The following is a 25,434-nucleotide window of genomic DNA, read 5'->3' on the forward strand; positions in this document are numbered from 1 at the left end:
TTGGCGCTGGTCAACTGCAGGTTCGAGACGGTCAAATTGCCGTTCAGGCGGATCCGGTCAGCACCGTCGCCGCCGTCAAAAATGTCTGTCCCCGGGCTGGTACCGCCGATCAGGAATGTGTCGTCGCCAGAGCCGCCGCGCAGCGTATCGTTACCACTGCCGCCGGTGATGACATCATTGCCAGCAAGTCCGTTAATCACGTCGGCGTCTGGAGTACCCGTCAGGGTATCCGCACCATCGGTGCCGTTAATGGTCGCCATGGTAATATCTCTCAGTATAGATCATCAAATGACGTCTGACCAAAAACCACCGGCCAAGAGATGTCAAAAGAAATCAATTTTGCCGATTTTGTCTGACTCTCACCCCGAACGCATCCCCGCGCGACCTGGAAGCGAAACGGCGCGCGGCCGCACCACGATGACGCGACGGCAGGGGCTGGCTGCCGGCAGTTTTGTGATCGCAGCCTCAAGAGGTGTGATCACAAAAGGCGGAAAGCAGCTCATTTTATGCAACTCGGCCTGTATAGGGCTTTGGCGCCGACGCGGAATGTGGCACAAGCCCGGCCAACCGACAACTGCGGGGAAGCACGATGAACATCCATGAATACCAGGCCAAGGCGCTGCTGCGCCAGTACGGCGCGCCGGTTTCCGACGGGCGGGTGGTGATGAAGGCCGACGAGGCCAAGGCGGCGGCGGGGGAACTCGACGGCCCGCTCTGGGTCGTGAAGGCGCAGATTCATGCCGGCGGCCGTGGCAAGGGTCACTTCAAGGAAAAAGAGGCCGGTGAAAAGGGCGGCGTCCGTCTGGCGAAATCGGTCGAGGAGGCCGAAGAGCTGACCCGTCAGATGCTGGGCCGCACCCTCGTCACCCATCAGACGGGCGAAGCCGGCAAGCAGGTCAACCGCATCTATATCGAGGACGGCAGCGACATCGAGCGCGAGCTGTATCTCGCGCTTCTGGTTGATCGCGGCAGCTCGCGCATCAGCTTCGTCGCCTCGACCGAAGGCGGCATGGATATCGAAGAGGTCGCGGCCTCGACCCCCGAAAAGATCGTCAGCTTCAGCGTCGATCCGGCGACTGGCCTTTCGGATTTCCACGGCCGCCGCGTGGCCTTTGCCCTTGGCCTCAAGGGTGCGCAGGTCAAGCAATGCGTCCAGCTGGTCAAGAACCTGTATCGCCTGTTCCTTGAAAAGGACATGGAGATGCTGGAGATCAACCCGCTGATCGTGATGAAAGACGGCAATCTCAAGTGCCTCGACGCCAAGATGGGCTTTGACAACAACGCCCTCTACCGCCAGCCCGACGTCCTCGCGCTGCGCGACGAGACCGAAGAGGATCCCAAGGAACTCGCTGCATCCAAGTTCGACCTGAACTACATCGCGCTGGATGGCGAAATCGGCTGCATGGTGAATGGCGCCGGTCTGGCCATGGCCACCATGGACATCATCAAGCTGTTCGGCGCCGAGCCCGCGAACTTCCTCGACGTTGGTGGCGGCGCCACCAAAGAGAAAGTGACCGAGGCATTCAAGATCATCACCTCGGACCCGAACGTCAAAGGCATTCTGGTCAACATCTTTGGCGGCATCATGCGTTGCGACATCATCGCCGAAGGCATCATCGCCGCGGTGAAGGAAGTCGGGCTGCAAGTGCCTCTGGTCGTGCGGCTTGAAGGCACCAACGTCGAGCTGGGCAAGCAAATCATCCGCGACTCGGGCCTGAATGTGATCCCGGCCGACGACCTGTCGGATGCGGCTCAGAAGATCGTGAAAGCGGTGAAAGGATAAGAAGATGGCCGTTCTCGTCAACAAAGCCACCAAAGTCATCTGCCAGGGGATCACCGGTTCTCAGGGCACCTTCCACACCGAACAGGCGATCGCCTATGGCACGCAGATGGTCGGCGGCGTGACCCCGGGCAAGGGCGGCACTGAGCATCTGGGCCTGCCGGTCTTTGACTCGGTCCACGAAGCCGTGGCCAAAACCGGCGCCGATGCCACGGTGATTTATGTCCCGCCGCCCTTCGCGGCCGACTCGATCCTTGAAGCGATCGACGCCGAAATCCCGCTGATCGTCTGCATCACCGAGGGTATCCCGGTCCTCGACATGATGAAGGTCAAGCGCGCGCTGAGCGACAGCAAATCGCGCCTGATCGGCCCGAACTGCCCCGGCATCCTGACCCCCGGCGAATGCAAGATCGGCATTATGCCCGGCTCGATCTTCTCGCGCGGTTCGGTCGGCGTCGTGTCGCGCTCGGGCACGCTGACCTATGAGGCGGTCAAGCAGACCTCGGATGTCGGCCTTGGCCAGTCCACCGCTGTCGGCATCGGCGGCGACCCGATCAAGGGCCTGGACCATGTCGACGTGCTGCAGATGTTCCTCGACGACCCTGAGACCGAGTCGATCATCATGATCGGTGAGATCGGTGGTTCGGCCGAAGAAGAGGCCGCCGAGTTCCTGGCCGAGCAAAAGCGCAAAGGCAAATGGAAGCCGACCGCTGGCTTTATTGCTGGCCGCACCGCTCCGAAGGGCCGCCGCATGGGTCATGCCGGCGCCATCGTCTCGGGCGGCAAGGGTGACGCGGAATCGAAGATCGAGGCCATGAAATCGGCCGGGATCATCGTTGCTGACAGCCCCGCCGGTCTGGGCGACGCCGTTCTGAAAGCGATCGGCCGCTGACCTGACCGCAAGGGCTTTTGACTTGGGCGTGGCCCCTGCCTACCTTTACTGGGGGCCGCGCCAGATCTTTTAACAGGTGCCAGATTGGACCGCCGTCGTTGCCAGATCGTCGCCAGAACCGCCGAAGCATCCCGCCTCGGTTACGGTCCCGCCGCCCTGCGCGTCGCCTGGCCCGGCACCTGCACCTTTGCCTGGGGTAAGACGCCATGACCGTCGAACCCCTTCAGGACCGTGCGCCCCTGCCCTCCCGCGCCAATGATTGGGCGCTTTGTGTTTCGACCTATAATCGCGGCAGCATCCTGTGCGATTGCGTCCGCGCGGCGCTGGCTTCGGATGAGCGCCCGGCCGAAATTATCATCGTCGATGCCAGTGCGGACTGGGCACAGAACCGCGACAATGTCGCGGCAGTGATCGCTGAAATGGGCGGCTGTCCGCTAAGTTATGAGCCCGCACAGCGCAAATCCCTGACCGTCCAGCGCAATCAGGCCGTTGCTCTGGCGCGGGCCGACATCCTGTTCATGATCGACGACGACGCGCTTTTGCATCCTGCCTGCGCAAGCCGGATCATGGCCCATTACCGCGCCGACACCCAGGGGCGGATCGCCGCCATTTCGGCCTGCAACACTTTCTGGGCGCATCAAGCAGCCAAAGCGGGCGAGCTTAAGCAGACCGGCCGCGTAAACCGGATGCTTTCCAGCCAAAGCGGACTGGCACGGCATGTGATCGACTTTGCCCTGCGCCATCTTCTGATGATCCCCGCAGACCAGCGATTCCTGCCCTATGACCCGCCCGAGCGGCGCTGGCAGGGCGATACCAGCCTGCCACAAGGGCTGGTCCGGCTGGATTTCATCGTCGGCTTTGCCCTGACCCTGCGCCGGGCCGTGGCGCTGCGCGAACCTTTTGACGAAGGGCTTGTCGGCAGTGCCATCGCCGAGGATCTGGATGCAAGCTATCGCCTTGGTCGCCACGGCATCCTTGCCATGGCCCCGGACGCGCCGATCCACCATCTTGAGGCTGCGGCAGGTCGGGACCGGCGGCGGGTGAATGCCGCGCTCGCCCTGCTCAACATCGCTTATTTCGTCCGCCGCAATTCGGCCCAGCCCGGGCGCGATCTGGCCCGCTATGCACTGTGGTATCTGCGCATGACGCTGGCCGAGCTGCCAAAAGACCTCGCCGGAGGTCGCTGGAACCTGCCACAGACGCGCGGGGCCCTTTTGGCCGGACGTAACCTGCCCGCCCTGTGGCGCCAGCCGCGTGAAAGGCTGCAGGCATGGTATCAGGATCTTCAGACACGGCTGATGACCGGGACTTTGCCCGGCCATGGCCAGAACAATGCGACCGCCCCCGACCCGGGCGTGAACGGATAAGGATTTCCCGGAGGCAAGCCAATGAACGATCAATCTCCCAATTCGGCCTTCCACGATTCAAGCTTCCTGCAAGGTCACAACGCGACCTATGTCGAGCAGCTTTATGGCCAGTGGGCCAAGAACCCCGAGGCGGTGGATCAGGCGTGGGACGCCTTCTTCCGCAGCCTTGGCGATGACGAGGCGACCGTCACGCGCGAGGCCAGGGGCGCAAGCTGGCAGCGTCCGGACTGGCCGCCGGTTCCGGCCGACGACACCACCGCCGCGCTGACCGGCGAATGGCCCATGCTGCCCAAGGCCGAGGCCAAGGCGGCGCTGGACAAGATCGCGACCAAGGCCGCCGAAAAGGGCGTCAGCCTGTCGGACGAGCAGCTTAAGCGTGCGGTTCTGGACAGCATTCGCGCGATCATGCTGATCCGCGCCTTCCGCATCCGGGGCCATCTGCACGCCGATCTGGATCCGCTTGGCATGCGCGAGATCCCCGATCACGGCGAGCTTGATCCCAAGACTTACGGGTTCACCGACGCCGATCTGGACAGGCCCATCTTTATCGACAACGTGCTGGGACTGCAGATCGCCACGATCCGTCAGATCGTTGACCTGATGAAGCGCACCTATTGCGGTACCTTCGCGCTGCAATACATGCATATCTCGGACCCCGAGCAGGCGGCATGGCTGAAAGAGCGTATCGAGGGTTATGGCAAAGAGATCGCCTTTACCCGCGAAGGCCGCCGCGCCATCCTCAACAAACTGGTCGAGGCCGAGGGCTTTGAAAAGTTCCTGCATGTCAAATACATGGGGACCAAGCGTTTCGGCCTTGACGGTGGTGAGGCGCTGATCCCGGCGATGGAGCAGATCATCAAGCGCGGGGGTGCGCTTGGCGTCAAGGACATCGTCATCGGCATGCCCCACCGCGGCCGCCTGTCGGTTCTGGCCAATGTGATGGGCAAACCCTATCGCGCCATCTTCCACGAATTCCAGGGCGGCAGCTACAAGCCCGATGACGTGGACGGCTCGGGCGACGTGAAATACCACCTCGGCGCCTCGTCGGACCGGACCTTCGACAGCAATACCGTGCACCTGTCGCTGACCGCCAACCCCTCGCACCTTGAGGCGGTGAACCCGGTCGTGCTGGGCAAGGCCCGCGCCAAGCAGGACCAACTGTCGGACCAGACCTATCGCACCGCCGTCCTGCCGATCCTGCTGCATGGCGACGCGGCATTTGCCGGACAGGGCATCGTGGCCGAATGCTTCCAGCTTTCGGGTATTCGCGGCCACCGCACTGGCGGCACCATCCATATCGTGGTGAACAACCAGATCGGCTTTACCACGGCGCCGCATTTCAGCCGTACCTCGCCCTATTGCACCGACATCGCACTGATGGTCGAGGCGCCGATCTTCCACGTGAACGGCGACGACCCCGAAGCGGTTGTTCATGCCGCCAAGGTCGCGACCGAGTTCCGTCAGAAATTCCACAAGGACGTGGTCATCGACATCTTCTGCTATCGCCGCTTCGGTCACAACGAAGGCGATGAGCCGATGTTCACCAACCCGGTGATGTACAAGAAGATCAAGGGCCACAAGACGACTCTGCAGCTTTACACCGAGCGTCTGGTCGCTGACGGTCTGGTCCCCGAGGGCGAGATCGAAGAGATGAAGGCCGCCTTCCAGTCCCATCTGAACGAAGAGTTCGAGATCGGTAAGAACTACAAGCCGAACAAGGCCGACTGGCTGGACGGCAAGTGGTCGGGGATCGAGGCCGAACATGCCGAAGACAACCTTGGCCAGACCGGTATCGCCCCCGAAACCATGGCCGAGATCGGCGCAGCCCTGACCCGCGTGCCGGAAGGGTTTGATCTGCACAAGACCGTGGGTCGCCTGCTGGAAGCCAAGAAACAGATGTTCGAGACCGGCACCGGTTTCGACTGGGCGACGGGCGAGGCCCTGGCCTTTGGCTCGCTGCTGACCGAGGGGCATCCGGTGCGTCTGGCAGGTCAGGACTCGACCCGCGGCACCTTCTCGCAGCGCCATTCGGCCTTTATCAACCAGACCACCGAGGAACGCTATTACCCGCTGAACCACATCCGCGGCGGGCAGGCGCGTTACGAGGTGATCGACTCGATGCTGTCGGAATACGCGGTGCTTGGCTTTGAATACGGCTATTCGCTGGCCGAGCCGAACAGCCTTGTCATGTGGGAAGCGCAGTTCGGCGACTTTGCCAACGGCGCGCAGATCATGTTCGACCAGTTCATCACCTCGGGTGAAAAGAAATGGCTGCGCATGTCAGGCCTCGTGATGCTGATGCCGCATGGCTACGAAGGTCAGGGCCCCGAGCACAGCTCGGCCCGGCTTGAGCGCTGGTTGCAGCTTTGCGCCGAGGACAACTGGATCGTCGCGAACTGCACCACACCGGCCAACTACTTCCACATCCTGCGCCGGCAGCTGAAGCGGCCCTTCCGCAAGCCGCTGGTGCTGATGACGCCGAAATCGCTGCTGCGTCACCCGCTGGCGGTCTCGTCGGCCGATGAGTTCATGACCGGCTCGACCTTCAACCGGGTGCTGCTGGACGACGCCGATCGCGGCAAGTCGGAATTCAAGCTGGCAGCCGATGACAAGATCCGCCGCGTGGTGATCTGTTCGGGCAAGGTCTATTACGATCTGGCTCAGGCGCGCGACGCCGCTGGTGCGGACGATGTCTATATCCTGCGGCTTGAGCAGTTCTATCCGTTCCCGGCCCAGACCATGTCCAAAGAGCTTGAGCGCTTTAAAAACGCCGAGATCGTCTGGTGTCAGGAAGAACCCAAGAACCAGGGTGGCTGGAGCTTTGTCGAACCCAATATCGAATGGGTTCTGTCGCGCATCGGCGCCAGGCACGCACGCGCGCGCTATGTCGGCCGTAACGCGGCCGCCTCTCCGGCAACCGGTCTGGCCTCGCGCCACAAGGCCGAGCAAGAGGCGCTGGTTCAAGAAGCCATCACCGTCGGGGCCTGATAATGGCAGTGGAACTACGCGTCCCCACCCTAGGGGAATCGGTATCCGAGGCGACCGTGGCCACCTGGTTCAAGAAACCGGGTGACCGCGTCGCGGTGGATGAAATGCTGTGTGAGCTGGAAACGGACAAGGTGACGGTCGAGGTTCCCTCGCCCGTGGCAGGCAAGCTGGCCGAGATCGTCGCGCCCGAAGGCGCGGTAGTCGCACCCAACGCCCTGCTCGCGCAGATCATGGAAGAGGGCGATGCGGGCCCCGAAGAAATGTTGCCCAAGGCTGATGCGGGCACCAAGGCTCAGGAAGGACAAAAGAAGATGAGCGGAAAATCCGTCGATGTGATGGTGCCCACCCTGGGCGAAAGCGTGACAGAAGCCACGGTTGCGACCTGGTTCAAAAAGGTCGGCGATGCCGTCGCGCAGGATGAGATGCTGTGCGAGCTCGAAACCGACAAGGTCTCGGTCGAGGTCCCGGCCCCTGCCGCTGGCGTTCTGGCTGAAATCCTTGCCCCCGAAGGGGCGACGGTTGATGCCAGCGCCCGTCTGGCGATCATCACCGAAGGTGCCGCCGGTGCCGCGACCGAAGCCAGCGCCCCTGCTGCTGCAGCCGCTGCAGCTCCGGCCCCCAGTACCCCCAGCGCTGAGGCACCGGCCGCCCGCAAGGATGTCGAGGACGCACCGTCGGCCAAAAAAGCCATGGCCGAAGCCGGTATCAACCGCGACGCCGTGACCGGCACCGGCCGCGATGGCCGCGTGATGAAAGAGGATGTGGCGCGCGCCGCTGCCGCGCCTGCTGCCTCGGCCGCTCCTGCCCCTGCGGCAGCTCCGCGTGCGCCCAGCTCGGCCGAGGACGCCGCCCGCGAAGAGCGCGTCAAGATGACCCGCCTGCGCGCCACCATCGCCCGTCGTCTGAAAGACGCGCAGAACACCGCCGCGATGCTGACCACCTATAACGAGGTGGACATGAAAGGCATCATGGACCTGCGCAGCACCTACAAGGACCAGTTCGAGAAAAAGCACAAAGTCAAGCTGGGCTTCATGTCCTTCTTTGTGAAGGCCTGCTGCCACGCGCTGAAAGAAGTGCCCGAGGTCAACGCCGAAATCGACGGCGGCGACATCGTCTACAAGAACTTTGTCCATATGGGTGTTGCCGTCGGCACGCCGTCCGGCCTGGTTGTGCCGGTGGTCCGTGACGCCGATCACAAGAGCTTTGCCCAGATCGAGAAGGAAATCGCCGAGCTTGGCACCCGCGCCCGCGACGGCAAGCTGACCATGGCCGAGATGCAGGGCGGCACCTTCACCATCTCGAACGGTGGCGTCTATGGCTCGCTCATGTCCTCGCCGATCCTGAACCCGCCGCAGTCGGGTATCCTCGGCATGCACAAGATCCAGGATCGCCCGGTGGTGGTCGATGGTCAGATCGTTATCCGTCCGATGATGTATCTGGCGCTGAGCTATGACCACCGCATCGTGGACGGCAAGGGCGCCGTGACCTTCCTCGTGCGCGTAAAAGAGGCGCTCGAAGATCCGCGCCGCCTGCTGATGGATCTCTGATCTCTGACGGGTCGGGGGCGGCGCGACTGCCCCCGGCCCGATCGCCGCGCAACTCTTTCCGGCCTGTCCCGTTGACCTGTTGCAAGGCGCCGCGCCCCGGAAACCCGCAGGGCAGATGCGCCAAAAACAGAGGAGAGTCCCATGGCCCAGATGATCGCCCATTACCGCGTTGCCGAATACGCCCGTTTCCGCACCGCCTTTGACGCGGATGCCGAAGATCGGGGCGGTAACGGCCTGTCGCTGCTGCAGCTGTGGCGGGAAAACGATCAAAGCGCATGGGCGCTGTTTCAGGTCGGCGACGCCGGGAAAGCCAAAGCGTATCTTGAAGGGGCGGCCGGCGTCTTTAACAGCCAGGCCGGCGTTTCGGCCACCGAATTCCACTTTGTCGAGACCGCGTGATGGTAGCCGAAACCACCGCCCTTGCCCTCGCCGCGCTGCTGCAAGCTGTGCAGATCGGTCTGGCCGCGGCCTCGATGAACCGCGACGTGGGCGTGTCATGGAACGCCAGCCCGCGCGACACACAACCCGAATTCTCGGCCCTGACCGGACGGTTGCGCCGCGCGGTGAACAATCATTTCGAAGGGCTGATCCTGTTTACCATCGCCGTGGTGGTGGTGGTCCTGTCGGATGCCAGCTCACCCCTGACCGTGCTTTGCTCGTGGACCTATCTGCTGGCGCGGCTGCTTTACATTCCCGCCTATGCCTTTGGCTGGTCGCCGTGGCGATCGGTCATCTGGGCGGCTGGGTTCATCGCCACCCTGGTGATGATCGTAATCACCTTATTTACCTGAACCGAACAAGCGGCGCCGCACGCGGCCCGTGAACTGCAAGGAGAGCCCGAATGCCCACCTATGATCTGATCGTGATCGGCGCCGGTCCCGGCGGCTATGTCTGCGCGATCCGCGCCGCCCAGCTGGGGCTGAAGGTCGCCTGCGTCGAGGGGCGCGAAACCCTGGGCGGGACCTGCCTGAACGTGGGCTGCATTCCCTCAAAGGCGCTTCTCCATGCCAGCCACCTGCTGCATGAAACCCATGAGAATTTTGAGAAAATGGGCCTGATGGGTGCCAAGCCCAAGGTCGATTGGGAAAAGATGCAGGGCTATAAGGCCGAGACGGTCGGCGGGAACACCAAGGGCATCGAGTTCCTGTTCAAAAAGAACAAGATCGACTGGCTCAAGGGTTGGGCCAGCATCGAGGCCCCCGGCAAGGTCAAGGTCGGCGACACCGTTCACGAAACCAAGAACATCGTTATCGCCTCGGGCTCGGAACCGGCGAGCCTGAAAGGGGTCGAGGTCGATAACGCGGCTGGCATCGTCGTCGATTCCACCGGCGCGCTGTCCCTGCCCAAGATCCCGAAATCAATGGTGGTGATCGGTGCCGGCGTGATCGGCCTTGAGCTTGGTTCGGTCTATGCCCGTCTGGGCGCCGAGGTGACTGTTGTCGAATATCTCGACGCTATCACCCCCGGTATGGATGGCGAGGTGCAAAAGCAGTTCCAGCGCATCCTGGCCAAGCAGGGTCTGAAATTCGTTCTTGGCGCCGCCGTGCAAGAGGTCGAGGTCGAAAAGGGCAAGGCCGAGGTCAAATACAAGCTGCGCAAGGACGACAGCGAGCATGAGATCAAGGCCGAATGCGTGCTGGTCGCCACCGGCCGCCGCCCCTATGTCACCGGCCTTGGCCTCGACAAGGTCGGGGTCGCGCTGACCGATCGCGGCTTTGTTCAGATCGACAAGCATTGGCAGACCAGCGTGCCGGGCATTTATGCCATCGGCGACGCGGTGCCCGGTCCGATGCTGGCCCACAAAGCCGAGGACGAAGGCATGGCAGTTGCCGAGGTCATCGCCGGCAAACATGGCCATGTGAATTACGACGTCATCCCCGGCGTGATCTATACCACGCCTGAGGTCGCCTCGGTCGGCCTGACCGAAGAGGCCGCCAAGGCCAACGGCCGCAAGATCAAGGTCGGCAAGTTCCCCTTTATGGGCAACGCACGCGCCAAGGCGCTGTTCCAGGCCGAAGGCTTCGTCAAGATGATCGCCGATGCCGACACCGACCGGGTGCTTGGCTGCCATATCATCGGCCCGAACGCTGGCGAGATGATTCACGAGGTCTGCGTTGCGATGGAATTCGGTGCCTCTGCTCAGGACATCGCGCTGACCTGTCACGCCCACCCGACCTGCTCGGAGGCGGTGCGTGAGGCGGCTCTGGCCTGCGGTGACGGTGCTATTCACGCCTGATCGGCGAAACTTCACCTAAACCCGCCGCAGCGTGTGGCGGGTTTTCGCCGATGGACCGTCCGCACCCCGGGCGGTCCATTCTTTTGATTACCATCCCGGACCCGGACCCGGCTAATCCCTTGGACAATCACCAAGACAAGGGGCAGTCATGAAATCCATGATCGGACTGTTGGTGCTGGGCAGCGTTCTGGCTCTCGGCGCCTGCGGCGACAACCGGGTGGATCCCGACCGCCGGTATCTGGTCGAACCGCGCGCCTCGGCCGCCGAGGTTGCGAACCTGCATCCCAACGAGACACCCGAGCTGCGTCGGCTGATCAACAAATACGCTGCGGAATACGACGTGCCGGTTGATCTGGTGCATCGCGTCATCATCCGCGAATCGCGCCACCGGCCCGGCGCCCGCAACGGTCCCTATTATGGGCTGATGCAAATCCTGCCCGCCACCGCGCGGGGCATGGGGTATCGCGGCTCTGCCGCTGGCCTGCTGGATGCCGAAACGAACCTGAAATACGGCGTCAAATATCTGCGCGGGGCCTATCTGGTCTCGGGCGGGAACAAGGATGCCGCGGTGAAATGGTATGCCCGCGGGTATTACTACGAAGCCAAGCGCAAGGGCCTGTTGAAAGAAACCGGCCTGCGCTAAGGCGAGGGACAGCAGATCTGGAAAGGGCGGTCTTACGGGGCCGCCCTTTTCGTTTGGTCAAAGCTTGCGGTTGTAGCGGATAAAGGGCGATTTCGCCGCCACCCGATCATATAGCATCCGGGCCGGATAATTGTCCTCGGCCGTCAGCCAATAGACCGCAGGCACGCCGGCAGCATCCGCCGCCTCATAAACGGCCTCGATCAGCGCGCGGGCAACACCCCTGCCCCGTGCCTCGGACGAGGTGAACAGGTCCTGCAAATAGCAGACCCCCTCATCGCGCCACAGGTTGGGGTGAAAGACGTAATGGGTCAGCCCGACCAGCCGGCCATCGACCTCGGCCACCAGCCCGTGAAAGTCACGCGCCTCACCCGAGGTCAGTCTGGCAAAGGCGCGGTCATAGAATTCAGCCGGGCGGTCAGCAAAACCATAAAAGGCCTGATAGCCCTCGTAGAGACGCTGCCAACCCCTGCGATCCTGAGGGCGAAGGGGACGGATCACCTCTGTCTCCGCGCCATAAAGGCCAGCCGTTCGAACAGCGCCACATCCTGTTCGTTCTTAAGCAGCGCACCATGCAGCCGGGGCAGCATCTCTCCGGCCGGGCGGCGCAGGTCCTCGGGGGCAAGGTCTTCGGCAAGGATCAGCTTGAGCCAGTCCAAAAGCTCGCTGGTCGAGGGTTTTTTCTTAAGCCCCTGCACCTCGCGCAGTTCAAGGAACTGGCTCAGCGCCTCGTCAAGAATGCGGCGCTTGAGCCCGGGGTAATGCACCTCGACGATACGCTTCAGCGTCTCTGCATCAGGGAACCGGATGTAGTGGAAAAAACAGCGGCGCAGAAACGCGTCGGGCAGTTCCTTTTCATTGTTCGAGGTGATGATGACCACGGGCCGGTGGCGGGCGCGCACGGTCTCTCCGGTCTCGTAGACATGGAACTCCATGCGGTCGAGTTCCTGCAAGAGGTCATTGGGAAATTCGATATCGGCCTTATCGACCTCGTCGATCAGCAGCACGACCTTGCTTTCCGCATCGAAGGCCTGCCACAGCTTGCCCTTGCGGATATAGTTGGCGATGTCATGCACGCGCGGATCACCAAGCTGGCTGTCCCGCAGCCGCGACACGGCATCATATTCGTAAAGCCCCTGCTGGGCGCGCGTGGTCGATTTCACATGCCATTCAACGATGGGCAGATTCAGGCTTGCGGCAACCTGCCGCGCCAGCTCGGTCTTGCCCGTGCCCGGCTCTCCCTTGACCAGCAAGGGCCGCTCAAGCGTGATCGCCGCATTCACGGCCATGGCGAGATCGGGGGGTGCCACATAGGTTTCGGTCGAGGAAAACTGCATCCGCCTGTCCTTTGCGCAATCTGCGCGACCCTAGCCAGCAGAGACCCGCTCTGCAAGCTGGCGGGGCAAGGCGGAACGGAAAGGGCTAGTGACAATTCCCCTGCCATACTTTAAGGGGGCCGCAAGGTCCGGGCATACAAGCCGCCCGGATGCCGGAGGAACGATGAAAGCCCAGATCTTTCTGCCTGAAGATTATCGCCCCGCCGAAGACGAACCTTTCATGAACGAGCGGCAACTTGAATATTTCCGCCGCAAACTGATTGCATGGAAGCAGGAACTTCTGGATCAATCTGCCGAGACACTCGAAGGTCTGCAGGACAGCGCGCGCAATGTGCCCGATCTCGCCGACCGTGCGTCCGAAGAAACCGACCGCTCGCTTGAGCTGCGTACCCGCGACCGTCAGCGCAAGCTGGTCGCCAAGATCGACGCAGCACTGCGGAGAATCGAGACCGGCGAATACGGCTATTGCGAAATGACGGGTGAGCCGATCAGCCTTAAGCGGCTGGATGCGCGCCCGATCGCGACCATGACGCTGGAGGCGCAAGAGCGGCACGAGCGTCGCGAGCGTGTGCACCGCGACGACTAGGCCCTGGGACGCCCCGAACCGGGGAGAATGACATGCCGGACAAGTCCATGAAACCCGTGATGATCCTGTTGCTCGACAGGTTCGCCGATTGGGAGACAGCGCAGATCTCTGGTATCGGCGCAAGTTTCTACGGGCTCGACGTCCGCTATGTCACGCCCGGCGGCGGCAACCTGCGCTCGATGGGCGGGTTGCCGGTGACCGGGCTTGCCGACGCCACACCGCACGGGGATGAGGTGATCGTCCTTTGCGGCGGCGACAGCTGGCTGCGCGACGATGCCCCCGATCTGGGTGAAATGCTGCGTGCCGCCCATGACCGCGGTCAGACCATCGCTGGCATCTGCGGTGCCACGCTGGCACTTGGGCGCGCCGGACTGCTGGACGGGCGGGCACATACCTCGAACGGGCTGGAGTTTCTGCAAGGCCATCTGTCCGGCTATGCAGCCCAGGCGCATTACCGCGATGTCCCCCATGCTGTGGCCGATGGCGGCATCATCACCGCGCCCGGTTCCGCACCCGTGACCTTTGCCGCCGGGGTAATGCGTGCTGCCGGCTTGCCTGCCGATCAGGTCGAAGGCTTTGTCGCCCTCGCCAGCGCCGAGGTGATGCGCTGAACCCCCGTTCCGTCATCATCATCGGGGCCGGAATCGCCGGTCTGACCGCTGCCTGTGCCTTGGCGCAACGCGGCTATCAGGTGACGGTGCTGGAACGTGCTGCCGCGTTGCGAGAGGTCGGCGCAGGATTGCAGATCTCACCCAATGCGGTGAGGGTGATCGAGGCGCTTGGGCTTTGGCCGCGATTCGAGGAAATTTCCGTACCTTCGCGTCGGGTCGAACTGCATGATTCCGTCGGGCGAACGGTCGCAGTACTTGATCTGGCCCGCCACCGCCCAGCCGACCACTTTCGCCTTGTCCACCGCGCCAAGCTGCTTGCAATACTCGAAACAGCCGCGCGCGAGGCGGGTGTACAGATCAAGACCGGGCATCAGGTCACCGACATACCCGATGTGCCGCTGCTCATCGGTGCGGACGGGGTGAAAAGCCGACTTCGGTCCGAACTTAACGGCATCGAAACCCCCTTCTTTACCGGCCAGACCGCATGGCGGACGCTGATCCCGGCAGAACCTGATGCAGCGCCGGTGGCACAGGTCTTCATGGGTCCGGGTCGGCATCTGGTCAGCTATCCGCTTGGTGCGGGTCTGCGCAATATCGTCGCCGTCGTCGAACGCCCGGACTGGAGAGAAGAAGGCTGGTCGATTGCCGGCGATCCGGCCGAACTGCGCGCCGCCTTCGCCCGTTTTGGCGGTCCTGTGCCGGAATGGCTGGCCCGCGTCGATGAGGCCAGCATCTGGGGGCTGTTCCGCCACACCGTCGCCGCCCATTGGCAGGATGGTCGCCGCGCATTGATCGGAGACGCCGCGCATCCGACCCTGCCCTTTATGGCCCAAGGCGCGGTGATGGCGATTGAGGATGCCTGGGTACTGGCCGCCTGCCTTGCCGCCGATTCTGACCAACAGTCGGCACTGGCGCGGTTCCAGGCCCTGCGCCAGCCGCGCTGCCAGCGCATCGTCGAGGCCGCCAATGCCAATGCCCGCAATTACCATCTGCGCGGCCCGACCCGTGCCGTCGCCCATGCCGGGTTGCGCGCAGTTTCGCGGCTTGCGCCGGGCAGCATGATCCGGCGTTTTGCCTGGCTTTACGATTACGACCCGACCACCGTGGTCTGAGAGGGTCGGCAAGACGACCCCCTCAGCCCTATTCCGGCACCTGCGGACAGGTCAGGCGAATTGCTCGACCGCTGCGACGATGTTTTCCACGACTTCGCGCAGGACGGTTTCGTCCTCGGCCTCGGCCATGACCCGGATCAGCGGCTCCGTCCCGGATTTTCGGATCAGCACCCGTCCCTGACCGTTCAGCCGCTCTTCGGCCCGGGCGATTTCGGCCCGGACGCTGTCCTGCGACAACGGATCGGCCCCTGCGGCATAGCGCACGTTCTTTAGCAATTGCGGCACCGGCTCAAACTGCGCCACCAGTTCCGAGGCGCGTTTACCACTGTCAGCCAGCGCGGCAAGGAATTGCAGGCTGGCGATCAGCCCGTCGCCTGTGGTTGCATAATCGGTCATCACGATATGGCCCGACTGCTCACCCCCCAGGTTAAAGCCCGCGCCGCGCATCCGCTCGACCACATAGCGGTCACCGACGGCGGTACGCTCAAGCCGCAGCCCACGCCCTTGCAGGAACCGTTCAAGCCCCAGGTTCGACATCACCGTCGCCACCAGAGCGCCGCCGCGCAGCCGGCCCTGTGTGGCCCAGCGATCGGCAAGCAGCGCCATGATCTGGTCGCCGTCAGCCACCTTGCCCTTTTCATCAACGATCATCACCCGGTCGGCGTCGCCGTCCAGAGTGATCCCCAGATCAGCCCCATGTTCGACGACGGCGCGGGCGCAGGCTTCGGGGTGGGTCGAACCAACTTCGTCGTTGATGTTATAGCCGTTCGGGCTGACGCCCAGCGGGATCACTTCGGCGCCCAGTTCCCACAGCACATCGGGTGCGGCGCGATAGGCGGCGCCATTGGCGCAGTCGATCACGACCTTCAGCCCCTCCAGCCGCTGACCGGCCGGAAAGGTGGTCTTGGCGTATTCGACATAGCGCCCACGCCCATCGTCGATGCGCTTGGCGCGGCCGATGTTCTGGGGCTGGGCGGGTTCGATTTCGCCTGCGACAATCGACTCGATTTCGGCCTCGGCCTCGTCAGACAGTTTGAAACCGTCAGGACCAAAGAACTTGATGCCGTTGTCATGGGCCGGGTTGTGGCTGGCCGAGATCATGATGCCCACATCCGCCCGCATCGAGCGGGTCAGATAGCCCACCGCAGGCGTCGGCACCGGGCCGAGCAGCAGGACATTCATCCCGGTCGAGGTCAGCCCTGCCGTCAGGGCGTTTTCCAGCATATAACCCGACAGGCGGGTGTCCTTGCCAATGACGACGCGGTGGTGATCTTCGCCCTTGCGACGGAAATAGCGCCCGGCGGCGGCACCAAGCCGCAGCGCCATCTCGGCCGTCATGGGATGAGTATTTGCCCTGCCCCGGACACCATCGGTACCAAAAAGTTTCCTGCCCATCTTTACCTGCTCATCCTGTCTCTGTCGTCGCGGCCCGCCATAGGGCGATGCCCTGCCTTGTCTCCGCCACGTCATGGACGCGGTGGATCTGGATACCCTGCGCAATCCCGGCAAGCGTCAGCGCCAGTGTACCGGCCACCCGGTCGGCCGGACGTTCGACCCCACCGATACTGCCGATGAACCGCTTGCGCGACACACCCAAAAGCACCGCGCAGCCCAGCCCGTGGTAAAGCGAGATCCGGCGCAGGATAGCCAGATTATGCTCTTGCGTCTTGCCGAAACCAATGCCCGGATCGATCACGATCCTGTCGCGGGCGATACCCGCCGCTTCGGCCCGGGCGATGCGTTCGGCCAGCGCGTCATAGACGTCAAGCAGCACATCGCCATAGGTCGGGTTGTCCTGCATCGTTTCGGGGATGCCCTGAGCGTGCATCAGACAGACCGGCACACCCGAAGCGGCCACCATCCCCGCCATATCGGGGTCGAAGTCAAAGCCCGACACATCATTTACCATATGTGCCCCGGCATCGACGGCTGCACGGGCCACCTCGGCCTTGCGCGTATCGACCGAGATCACGGCGAGCCCCCGCGCCGCCTCGATAGCGGGGGTGACGCGGTCAATCTCTTCCGCGACAGGCACCTCGCGGGCGCCGGGTCGGGTCGATTCGCCGCCGATGTCCAGAATCTCGGCCCCCTGCCCGGCCAACAGCCGCACCTGCCCGGCCCCGTCATAGGTACCGCCATCCGAAAAGCTGTCGGGCGTCGTATTGACGATGCCCATGATGCGCGGCTGCTGCATCGAAAGGCCCAAAAGCGAGACACGCGGCGCGGTCAGCGCCTCAAGCACCGCATCCGGGGCGCTGTCCACGACACGCGGAGCCTCACCCCTGCGCAAAAGTTCGAATTGCGAAAAACGTACCCAGCCGCCGGCAAGCTGCCACCGGCCCGTCTCGCATGGAATAGGGCGGAAATAATCGGTCATATTTCCAAGTCTTTACGCCCCGTAGCGGGCGATTCAAGCCCGGCGATCAAAGATGACCCGTCGGAATGGGGAAATCCGCCGGCACCTCGGGCGCGGGCACACCCTGAGCCAACGCCCAGTCAAGCCGGCTTGCACCCAGCCGCTGCGCCAGCCACAGCGCCAGCGCCGTTGGCGTGGCAGGCAGGTCAGCCACGTCGCGGACCATGCGCGCAGGGGCCCAGACCACGGCGCGGCCCTCGGTCGCGGCCCAGTCCAGCTCGGTCCGGCTGTTGGCAACGGTCAGGCCCAGACGCCCCGCCAAGGCCCATGCAGCCTGATCCAGTGCCAAAAGCTCGATCTCGCGCAGGTTTCCACCCTGCGGCAGCGGCAGGCCCGGCGCGTCGGGTACCAGCGCCACCGCCCCTTCGGGCAGGGTCAGGTCGCGGCCATGCAGGATCACACGGATCGGCGCCTCGATCGGATCGGCAACGACACGGCCCTGACGGCGCACCAGCGTCACCCCCAGGGCACCAGGAATACGGTCCAGCTTTTCGATAGTGACCGAGACCTGTGCCGCGCGCGGATGGGCAAGGATCTGCGCCGCGATCTTTTCCGCCAGCGTCTCAAGCAGGTCATAGCGGCGGTCCGCCAGCCCCGCGGCGACAGCGCCGGTCAGAATGTCATAACTCAGGATCCGGTCCACCTCGTCATTGACGCCGACGACATGGGTGGCCAGTTCGACATCAATGTTAAAGCGCAGCCGCTGCTGTTGGCCCCGTTCGGTCTGGAACGCGCCAATCTCGGTCGAAAGGATATAGTCGCGCAGGTGGATACGATCAGGCTGGTCCATGCCGCCTGTGTTTTCAGGAAAACGGCCCCGCCGCAAGGGACAGGGCCGCTGCTTTGATGGCAAATTTGCGTCGCGGGCTCAGTTCGATGCCAGACGACGATCCGAGCGATAGAAGGTATGGCTGCCGATACGGATCGTGCGTTCGAACCGCTTGGTCCACGAGGGCTTGACGCCGCGAGCATGGAAATAGGTCGCGCCGTTGGTCAGCGTGCGTGGTGCGCCGGAAAGCGCGGCGACTGCGACCTTTTGCACGCGGGCAAAGGTGCCCTTTTCACGGATACGGGCGCCTTTGTTATAGGTGAACTGGCCGCGCTGGTTCACGACACCGCAAACGGTTTTTGGAAAGCGTGGATGGTCGACGCGGTTCAGGATCACTTCGGCCACGGCCTGCTGGCCGCGCAGACCTTCGCCGCGGGCCTCGAAATACAAGGCCTCTGACAGGCATTGCAGGTCATTGGGATCAATCTGGACGACCTGACGGCCACGCCCGGTCTTGATCTCGTACGCGACTTGATGCTTTCCGTCAGCAAGCGCCGGAGTGGTGGCGACGGGCGAAAAAGCGACAACCATACACACAGAAACGCACGCCAGCCATGACTTGTATATCGACATGTTGGTCCTGTTTTCGGTCCGGGTCCGACCCGGTCGGTTTGAAACTGGGGTCCGCTACCTCAGCGGATATTCGGCGCTAGAGGCATGAAACAGGGCCATCCGATCCACCCCACATAGGCGTGAGCGGAGCGATTCAGTTGAATTTTAACGATTTTGGCGGAAACTCGCCGACGACAAATTAGGTTACGGGCAGATTCTGGCCAAAATCGGCCAGGCCGGGAACTAGGCCCTGCCCGCCGAATCGGCCTCTTCGCGAGCCATGAGAATCGATTCTTGCGCCGCCGCCAGACGCGCCACCGGCACCCGGAAGGGCGAGCACGAGACGTAATTCACCCCCGCCCTGAGGCAGAAGGCAATGGATTCAGGGTTGCCACCATGTTCGCCGCAGACCGAGATGGTGATATCGGGCTTGGTGGCACGGGCGCGCTCGGCCCCGATGGCGACCAGTTCGCCAACACCGTCGCGGTCAAGAATGTGGAACGGGTCCTCGGAATAGACCCCCTGGCTGACATAAATGCCCATAAAACGGCCCGCGTCGTCGCGTGACAGCCCATAGGTCATTTGCGTCAGGTCATTGGTACCAAATGATAAGAATGCCGAATGTTCGGAAATTTCACCGGCACGCAGTGCTGCGCGCGGAGTTTCGACCATCACGCCAAGACGGTAGGTAAATTCCTTGCGCGTCTCATTACGGACGGCGGCCGCGACAGCGTCGATCCGGGTCTTGACCAGCTCGACCTCACGCCTTGCGCTGACCAGCGGAATCATGATCTCGGGCACGACCGGATCGCCGTTATGGCTGGCCTCGATGGTCGCCTCAAAAATTGCGCGGGCCTGCATGTCATAAATTTCGGGCACGGTGATCCCCAGCCGCACCCCGCGCATCCCCAGCATCGGGTTGAATTCGCTAAGCGCCTCGACCCGGCGGGTCACGTCCGACAGGGGCAGGTCCAGTGATTCGGCCAGCTCGCGCATGCCCTCGCGGTCATGGGGCAGGAATTCGTGCAGCGGCGGGTCAAACAGGCGGATCGTAACCGGCAGGCCCGCCATGATTTCGAACAGCTTGGCGAAATCGCTGCGCTGCATGGGCAAAAGACGCTCAAGCGACAGGCGACGATCTTCAGGCCGTCCGGCAAAGATCATCTCACGCATGGCGGGCAGGCGCTCGTCATCAAAAAACATATGCTCGGTGCGGCACAGGCCGATGCCCTGAGCGTTGAACATGCGGGCGGTGCGGGCGTCCTCGGGCGTGTCGGCATTGGCGCGTACCCTGATGCGGCAATGCGCATCGGCCCATTCCAGCAGCTGGGCAAAGCTATCGTCCAGCGCCGGCTCAAGCATCTCGGCCGCACCGGCCAACACCTCACCCGAGGTGCCGTCGATGGTGATTTCTTCACCCTCATGAAACAACCGGCCGCCAACCATCATCGTGCGTGCACGCGCGTCGATCGAGATACCGCTGGCGCCGACGATGCAGGGCAGACCGATGCCGCGCGCGATCACCGCGGCGTGGCTGGTCATGCCGCCACGCTCCGTCAGAACAGCGACGGCGGCATGCATGCCGCGGATATCCTCGGGCACAGTCTCGCGGCGGACGAGGACGCAACGCTCACCCCGCGCCTCGGCAGCCTGAGCAGCGGCGGCGGTAAAGACGATGCGCCCGGTAGCCGCGCCCGGGCTGGCGTTGATGCCCCTGGTGATGACATCGCGGGGCGCGCGCGGGTCGACCTGATGGTGCAGCAGATCAGAGAGGGCGCGCGGCTCGACCCGCATCACCGCCTCTTCGGGCGTGATGATGCCATCGCGGGCCAGTGCCACGGCGATGCGGACGCTCGCGCGTGAGCTGCGGCCGACCCGTACCGCATCAATGATCGACAGCTTGCCATCCGAGACGACGAATTCGATCTGCATCTCTTCGCGCAGGCGTTCACGCGCGGCGACGCCAAAGCGGACAAGATCGGCGAACACCTGCGGTGCCGCCTCTTCCAGCGAGGGGCCGCGCGGGTCGCGCACGAGATAGAGCGTCTCGGCCCCCTCGCCTTTGGCACGGCCCTGGGTCTGACCCCGGAACCGGCCGGTGATACGCGGCATGCCGGTAACGCTGTCTATGAACTGGATGGTGCCAGAGCCGGTTACGCCCGGCCCGATCGCCAGTGCCATGTGCTGCACCACCAACCCAAGCGGCGCATTGGCCGGCGCACCCTTGGCCTGACGCAAAAGCCGGGCGGTCGGCCCGTCCCAGGCCCGCGCCATACTGCGCAGCACTTCGGCCAGCTGGCGGGCAGGGTCCTGGGGGAATTCTTCGTCCGTTTCGTCCTCATAGGCGCGCAGGGCAGCGGCAAGCCCGCCCTCGCTGTCCGAGAACATGTCGGGGTCCAGCCGCGCAACGTGGATGGCATAGGACTGCACAAAGCCCAGGTAGATCGCATCTGCCGCTGCCTTGCCCCGGCTTTGCACCAGAAGGGCGTGGCGTTCGTGGTTGATGCCGACATTCAGCACCGTTCCCGGTCCGCCCCACGCCGGATCTACTGCCGAGGGGCGCACGCTGACCAGCCCATCCGCACGATCAATGATCGCGGCAAGCCGGGCACGGTCGGGCATCTGCCCGGCAGCAATGGCGCGTACTGCTTCGGCCGAGATGGCGAAGCTTGCCGGAACCGGCAGCTCCATCCGGATCAGACGCTGCAGGCATTTTGCCCGCCAGCCATGACGCGCGGTCTGAATCCCCGCCGAGGGGGTGATTTCGACGATGGCTCCTGGATCAGTCAGCGCGGTCATGATGCCGTCACATTAGGCATGGCAAGCGCATTGCTGCAAGTGCGAAGCGCAGGTCGGCAGCGCGGGGAGCGGGGGCTCTGCCCCCACGCTCCTGCGGCCCCTCAATGGGGCCCCAGGAGCGTTCCCCCGGGGATATTTGGGCACGAAAGAAAGGCTGGGATCAGCCCTCGATCCGGCCGAAATCAGCGATCAGCCGGCCTGCCTCGCGGATGCGGGAGAGCAGGTTCAGGCGGTTGCGGCGCACGATCTGATTGTCGGTATTGATCTGTACCGCCTCGAAAAAGGCGTCGATCGGCGCCCGCAGAGCGGCGATCGCCTGCATCGCAGCAGGGAAATCCTCGCCCGTGACAGCATTGCGGATCGCAGGTTCGGCCTGATCAAGTGCGGCGAACAGGGCGCGTTCCTCATCAGTTTCTGCGAATTTCGGATCAGCGCCGAAGCTGTATTCAACCCCGTCCTTATCCTCGGCCTGGGCGAGGATGTTGCCGGCGCGTTTCAGCCCTTGCAGCAGGTTGGTGCCGTCATTGGTCCGCAGCACGTCGTTCAGCGCCGTGGCACGGTTCACCAGCAGCACGAGATCGTCGCTGCCCGGCATGTTCAGCACGGCGTCGATGATGTCATGACGGATGCCCTGATCGCGCAAATGGACCTTGAGCCGGTCGTAGAAGAAAGCGAGGAGGTCGTTTTGCAGCGTCGCAATCTGCTGATCGCCCTGCCCAGGCTTGAGCGCGGCCAGATGCGCCTCGCCAAAGAGGCGGAAGAGTTCGGACAGGCCAAGGCGCGCACCGTTCACCAGCACCAGCCGGATCACGCCAAGTGCGGCGCGACGCAACGCGAAGGGATCCTTCGACCCGGTCGGCTTTTCGTCGATGGCCCAGAAGCCGGTCAGCGTATCCAGCTTGTCAGCCAGCGCCACCGCGACCGACACCGGCGCGGAAGGCACCGCATCCGAGGGACCGAGCGGCGAATAATGATCTCGCGCAGCATCGGCCACCGCGGCAGGCAGCCCGGCCTCAAGCGCGTAATAACGACCCATGATGCCTTGCAGTTCCGGGAATTCGCCGACCATGGCCGAGCGCAGGTCAAGCTTGGCCACCCTGGCCGCTTGCTCGGCCTGATCGGCATCGGCGCCGACCAGTGGGGCGATCTGACGCGCAAGGGCAGCGATGCGGGTAATGCGGTCGGCCTGAGAGCCAAGCCTGCTCTGGAAGGTCACCGCCTTGAGACCCTCGGCCCAGTCGGTCATGCCTGACCTGGCCTCGCGCAGATCGTTTTCCCAGAAGAAGGCCGCGTCCGAAAGGCGGGCGGCCAGGACGCGCTGGTTGCCCTTGAGGATCGTTTCGCCCTGATCCGAAGTCTCGATATTGGCGACGGTGACAAAGCCCTCGATCCGGCCCGACTTGGGGTTACGGGCCGAAAAGAACTTCTGATGCTCTTTCATCGAGGTTTGCAGCACTTCGGGCGGCAGCGACAGAAAGCGATCCTCGATCGCACCCATCAGCGGCACCGGCCATTCGACCAGACCGGCGACCTCGGTCAGCAGCCCTTCGTCCGGGACAATTTCCCAGCCGCGGGCAAAGGCCAGATTAGCGGCCTCTTGCCGGATCGCCGCCTCACGTTCGGCTGAATCCAGCATCACGCGCGCACGGCGCAGTTTCGCGGCATAATCGTCAAAGCCGGAAACGGTGAATTCCTCGGGTGCCATGAAGCGATGGCCGCGGGTGGTGTTGCTGGCGCGAATGCCTTCGATCTCAAGTGGCACCACACTTGCACCCGATTCGTCCGTGAGCAGGCACAGGATCGAGTGCAGAGGCCGCACCCAGCGCAGATTGCCCGCGCCCCAGCGCATCGATTTGGGCCAGGGAAAGTTACGGATCGCGGCCTCAAGCACCTCGGCCACAATATCGGCCGCCGGACGACCGGGGCGGGTGATGGTGGCGAACCAGACCTGCCCTTTCTTGTCATCGCGGGCCTCAAGCTGGTCACGGGTCAGGCCAGTTGAGCGCAAAAACCCCTCCAGCGCGGCCTCGGGCGCGTCGGTCCGCGGGCCCTTGCGCTCTTCACGGGTGGTGGGGCTATGGGCGCTGAGCCCTTCGATCGCCAGCGTCAACCGGCGCGGGGTGCTGAAAACACCGGCGGAACGGTAAGTCAGGCCGGCCTCGACCAACCCGTCGGTGACGAGTTTCTTGAGGTCCTCGCGCGCGCGGGCCTGCATCCGCGCCGGAATTTCCTCGGAGAACAGCTCGATCAGAAGGTCGGCCATCAGTCCATCACTCCGCGTTCGGGGGTCTTGTCATTGAATTGGTGCCAGCCAAAGGCGCGGCCGTCGGGATAGACCGCAATCACGCGGTCCACATCGGGGCGGACCTCGGCCTGGGAAAGATAGGCCCGGGCGGCCCCGGATTCGATATCAGCGCCAATCTGCCCGGCCTGAAAACAGGAAAACCAGCCCGGGCCGTTCAGCGGCTGCGCCTCGGGGAAGGGTTCGGCCCCTGCGGGCAAAGGCTCGGTCAGGCGAAAACAGGCCCGCCAGCGGATCGGAGAGCTGCTGGCGTCGATGACCTGCACCTCGCTGGCCGGCACAGGCACGCTTTCACCGTTCACAGTCGCGGTCAGCGTGACCGAGGCCGGGTCCAGCCGGTCGTAAAAAGCATATTGCTGCGCGTACCAGACCCCTGCCCCCGCAACGGCGGCAGTAACGATCAGCACAAGGGCGGGAAAGCGGCCGTCCATCCTAGGCCCCAGCCGGGAAGGCGGGCAGCGGCTCGCCCGTGGCGGCCGAGGTGGTCACAAACAGATCCGCACAACGTTTGGCCAGCGCCCCCCCCCTGCCGATATAGGCCTGCCGCTCGGTGACCGAGATCACCCCGCGCGCATCAAGCAGGTTGAACAGGTGGCTGGCCTTGATCGCCTGATCATAGGCAGGATGCGCCATCGGGATCTGCCGCCCGGCGGCATCGGTCTCGGCCGCGGTCAGGATGCGCTCGCATTCGGCCTCGGCATCCTCAAAGTGGCGCAGCAGCATTTCCGTATCGGCCTGCTCAAAGTTCCAGCGCGAATATTCACGCTCGGCCTGACGGAAGATGTCGCCATAGGTCAGCGGGATCGGGCTGTCGGGATGGTTAAACGGCATGTCCATCACATGCTCGACCCCAAGGACATACATCGCCAGCCGCTCAAGCCCATAGGTCAGCTCGCCCGAGACCGGGCGGCAGTCATGCCCGCCGACCTGCTGGAAATAGGTGAACTGGCTGACCTCCATCCCGTCACACCAGACTTCCCAACCCAGGCCCCATGCGCCCAGGGTCGGGCTTTCCCAGTCATCCTCGACAAAGCGGACATCGTGGATCATCGGATCAAGGCCGATGGCGGCAAGGCTGCCCAGATACAGCTCTTGCAGGTTCGGCGGCGAGGGTTTGATGATAACCTGATATTGATAATAGTGCTGCAGGCGGTTCGGGTTCTCGCCATAGCGCCCATCGGTCGGGCGGCGCGAGGGCTGGACATAGGCCGCAGCCCAAGGCCGGGCACCCAGACTGCGCAGCGTGGTCGCCGGGTGGAAGGTGCCGGCACCGACCTCCATGTCATAGGGTTGCAGCACCGCGCAGCCCTGTGCGGCCCAATAGGATTGCAGGCGCAGGATCACGTCCTGAAAGCAGACGGGTTTGGCCGTCTGGTTGTCCTTTGGGCTGGTCATCGGGGCTTCCTTCGGCATAACTGGCAGGAAATGTCTGCCGCCTTC

23 protein-coding genes are annotated in these 25,434 nt (G+C 63.6%); 12 read left to right on the forward strand and 11 right to left on the reverse strand.

Annotation, left to right across the window (positions count from 1 at the left end; all coding sequences use genetic code 11):
* Positions 1-260 (reverse strand): hemolysin-type calcium-binding region (locus PARACOCCUSGL_RS0103460; RefSeq protein ID WP_010393088.1); only part of this gene is annotated, 260 nt, incomplete at its 3' end.
* A 329-nt stretch (positions 261-589) separates the two neighbouring features.
* On the opposite strand from PARACOCCUSGL_RS0103460, the gene sucC reads away from it, so the two are divergent.
* From sucC to PARACOCCUSGL_RS0103510, 9 genes are all read left to right on the forward strand, one after another.
* Positions 590-1,783, forward strand: coding sequence for an ADP-forming succinate--CoA ligase subunit beta (gene sucC / locus PARACOCCUSGL_RS0103470; RefSeq protein WP_010393090.1), 1,194 nt, complete (start codon positions 590-592; stop codon positions 1,781-1,783).
* 4 nt (positions 1,784-1,787) lie between these two features.
* Complete coding sequence (gene sucD, locus PARACOCCUSGL_RS0103475; protein ID WP_010393091.1) at positions 1,788-2,672, forward strand: succinate--CoA ligase subunit alpha; 885 nt, start codon at positions 1,788-1,790, stop codon at positions 2,670-2,672.
* 206 nt (positions 2,673-2,878) lie between these two features.
* Positions 2,879-4,039, forward strand: coding sequence for a glycosyltransferase family 2 protein (locus PARACOCCUSGL_RS0103480; RefSeq protein WP_010393092.1), 1,161 nt, complete (start codon positions 2,879-2,881; stop codon positions 4,037-4,039).
* A 21-nt stretch (positions 4,040-4,060) separates the two neighbouring features.
* Positions 4,061-7,027: a 2-oxoglutarate dehydrogenase E1 component gene (locus PARACOCCUSGL_RS0103485; RefSeq protein WP_010393093.1), complete on the forward strand. Its 2,967-nt coding sequence runs from the start codon at positions 4,061-4,063 to the stop codon at positions 7,025-7,027.
* Between the two features lie 2 nt (positions 7,028-7,029).
* Entirely contained in the window at positions 7,030-8,574 is a 1,545-nt protein-coding gene (odhB, locus tag PARACOCCUSGL_RS0103490) for a 2-oxoglutarate dehydrogenase complex dihydrolipoyllysine-residue succinyltransferase (protein ID WP_029371428.1), read from the forward strand.
* A 141-nt stretch (positions 8,575-8,715) separates the two neighbouring features.
* Positions 8,716-8,973, forward strand: a complete 258-nt coding sequence (locus tag PARACOCCUSGL_RS0103495) for a hypothetical protein (protein ID WP_010393096.1) — start codon at positions 8,716-8,718, stop codon at positions 8,971-8,973.
* Complete coding sequence (locus PARACOCCUSGL_RS0103500) at positions 8,973-9,365, forward strand: MAPEG family protein (RefSeq protein ID WP_010393098.1); 393 nt, start codon at positions 8,973-8,975, stop codon at positions 9,363-9,365. Before PARACOCCUSGL_RS0103495 ends, PARACOCCUSGL_RS0103500 begins: the two co-directional genes overlap by 1 nt.
* Before the next feature lie 50 nt (positions 9,366-9,415).
* Entirely contained in the window at positions 9,416-10,810 is a 1,395-nt protein-coding gene (gene lpdA / locus PARACOCCUSGL_RS0103505; RefSeq protein WP_010393099.1) for a dihydrolipoyl dehydrogenase, read from the forward strand.
* Between the two features lie 148 nt (positions 10,811-10,958).
* Positions 10,959-11,453: a lytic transglycosylase domain-containing protein gene (locus tag PARACOCCUSGL_RS0103510; RefSeq protein WP_029371430.1), complete on the forward strand. Its 495-nt coding sequence runs from the start codon at positions 10,959-10,961 to the stop codon at positions 11,451-11,453.
* A gap of 57 nt (positions 11,454-11,510) precedes the next feature.
* On the opposite strand, the gene PARACOCCUSGL_RS0103515 is transcribed toward PARACOCCUSGL_RS0103510, so the two are convergent.
* Complete coding sequence (locus PARACOCCUSGL_RS0103515; protein ID WP_010393102.1) at positions 11,511-11,951, reverse strand: GNAT family N-acetyltransferase; 441 nt, start codon at positions 11,949-11,951, stop codon at positions 11,511-11,513.
* Positions 11,948-12,787, reverse strand: coding sequence for a MoxR family ATPase (locus PARACOCCUSGL_RS0103520; RefSeq protein WP_010393105.1), 840 nt, complete (start codon positions 12,785-12,787; stop codon positions 11,948-11,950). The genes PARACOCCUSGL_RS0103515 and PARACOCCUSGL_RS0103520 overlap by 4 nt, the downstream gene beginning before the upstream one ends.
* Positions 12,788-12,950: 163 nt before the next feature.
* Here PARACOCCUSGL_RS0103520 and dksA point away from each other — a divergent pair, with 163 nt between their 5' ends.
* Genes dksA through PARACOCCUSGL_RS0103535 form a run of 3 tightly spaced genes read left to right on the forward strand, consistent with a single transcriptional unit; the run spans position 12,951 to position 15,096 of the window.
* Positions 12,951-13,373, forward strand: a complete 423-nt coding sequence (gene dksA, locus PARACOCCUSGL_RS0103525) for an RNA polymerase-binding protein DksA (protein ID WP_010393107.1) — start codon at positions 12,951-12,953, stop codon at positions 13,371-13,373.
* A 32-nt stretch (positions 13,374-13,405) separates the two neighbouring features.
* Positions 13,406-13,984 carry a DJ-1/PfpI family protein gene (locus PARACOCCUSGL_RS0103530; RefSeq protein WP_010393108.1) on the forward strand — a complete coding sequence of 193 codons (579 nt, stop codon included), beginning with the start codon at positions 13,406-13,408 and terminating at the stop codon, positions 13,982-13,984.
* Positions 13,985-13,998: 14 nt separating this feature from the next.
* Positions 13,999-15,096, forward strand: a complete 1,098-nt coding sequence (locus PARACOCCUSGL_RS0103535; RefSeq protein ID WP_369750404.1) for an FAD-dependent oxidoreductase — start codon at positions 13,999-14,001, stop codon at positions 15,094-15,096.
* Between the two features lie 51 nt (positions 15,097-15,147).
* On the opposite strand, the gene glmM is transcribed toward PARACOCCUSGL_RS0103535, so the two are convergent.
* The 8 genes from glmM to PARACOCCUSGL_RS0103575 all read right to left on the reverse strand — a co-directional run bounded on the left by glmM (position 15,148) and on the right by PARACOCCUSGL_RS0103575 (position 25,389).
* Positions 15,148-16,491: a phosphoglucosamine mutase gene (gene glmM / locus PARACOCCUSGL_RS0103540; protein ID WP_010393115.1), complete on the reverse strand. Its 1,344-nt coding sequence runs from the start codon at positions 16,489-16,491 to the stop codon at positions 15,148-15,150.
* A gap of 10 nt (positions 16,492-16,501) precedes the next feature.
* Positions 16,502-17,473, reverse strand: a complete 972-nt coding sequence (folP, locus tag PARACOCCUSGL_RS0103545) for a dihydropteroate synthase (protein ID WP_010393116.1) — start codon at positions 17,471-17,473, stop codon at positions 16,502-16,504.
* A gap of 46 nt (positions 17,474-17,519) precedes the next feature.
* The gene (locus PARACOCCUSGL_RS0103550) at positions 17,520-18,302 is read right to left on the reverse strand and encodes a dihydroneopterin aldolase (protein ID WP_010393119.1); all 783 of its coding nucleotides are present in this window, start codon (positions 18,300-18,302) and stop codon (positions 17,520-17,522) included.
* A 78-nt stretch (positions 18,303-18,380) separates the two neighbouring features.
* Complete coding sequence (locus PARACOCCUSGL_RS0103555; RefSeq protein ID WP_010393120.1) at positions 18,381-18,872, reverse strand: cell wall hydrolase; 492 nt, start codon at positions 18,870-18,872, stop codon at positions 18,381-18,383.
* Positions 18,873-19,136: 264 nt separating this feature from the next.
* Entirely contained in the window at positions 19,137-21,692 is a 2,556-nt protein-coding gene (locus PARACOCCUSGL_RS0103560) for a putative PEP-binding protein (RefSeq protein WP_010393122.1), read from the reverse strand.
* 160 nt (positions 21,693-21,852) lie between these two features.
* A complete protein-coding gene (glyS, locus tag PARACOCCUSGL_RS0103565; RefSeq protein WP_010393124.1) occupies positions 21,853-23,955 on the reverse strand; it encodes a glycine--tRNA ligase subunit beta in 2,103 nt (700 codons plus the stop codon).
* Positions 23,955-24,425, reverse strand: a complete 471-nt coding sequence (locus tag PARACOCCUSGL_RS0103570) for a DUF6446 family protein (RefSeq protein ID WP_010393126.1) — start codon at positions 24,423-24,425, stop codon at positions 23,955-23,957. The genes glyS and PARACOCCUSGL_RS0103570 overlap by 1 nt, the downstream gene beginning before the upstream one ends.
* Position 24,426: 1 nt before the next feature.
* The gene (locus PARACOCCUSGL_RS0103575; RefSeq protein WP_010393127.1) at positions 24,427-25,389 is read right to left on the reverse strand and encodes a glycine--tRNA ligase subunit alpha; all 963 of its coding nucleotides are present in this window, start codon (positions 25,387-25,389) and stop codon (positions 24,427-24,429) included.
* Positions 25,390-25,434: the final 45 nt, after the last annotated feature.

Source organism: Paracoccus sp. TRP (genome assembly GCF_000185925.1).
Taxonomy (GTDB): Bacteria; Pseudomonadota; Alphaproteobacteria; order Rhodobacterales; family Rhodobacteraceae; genus Paracoccus; species Paracoccus kondratievae.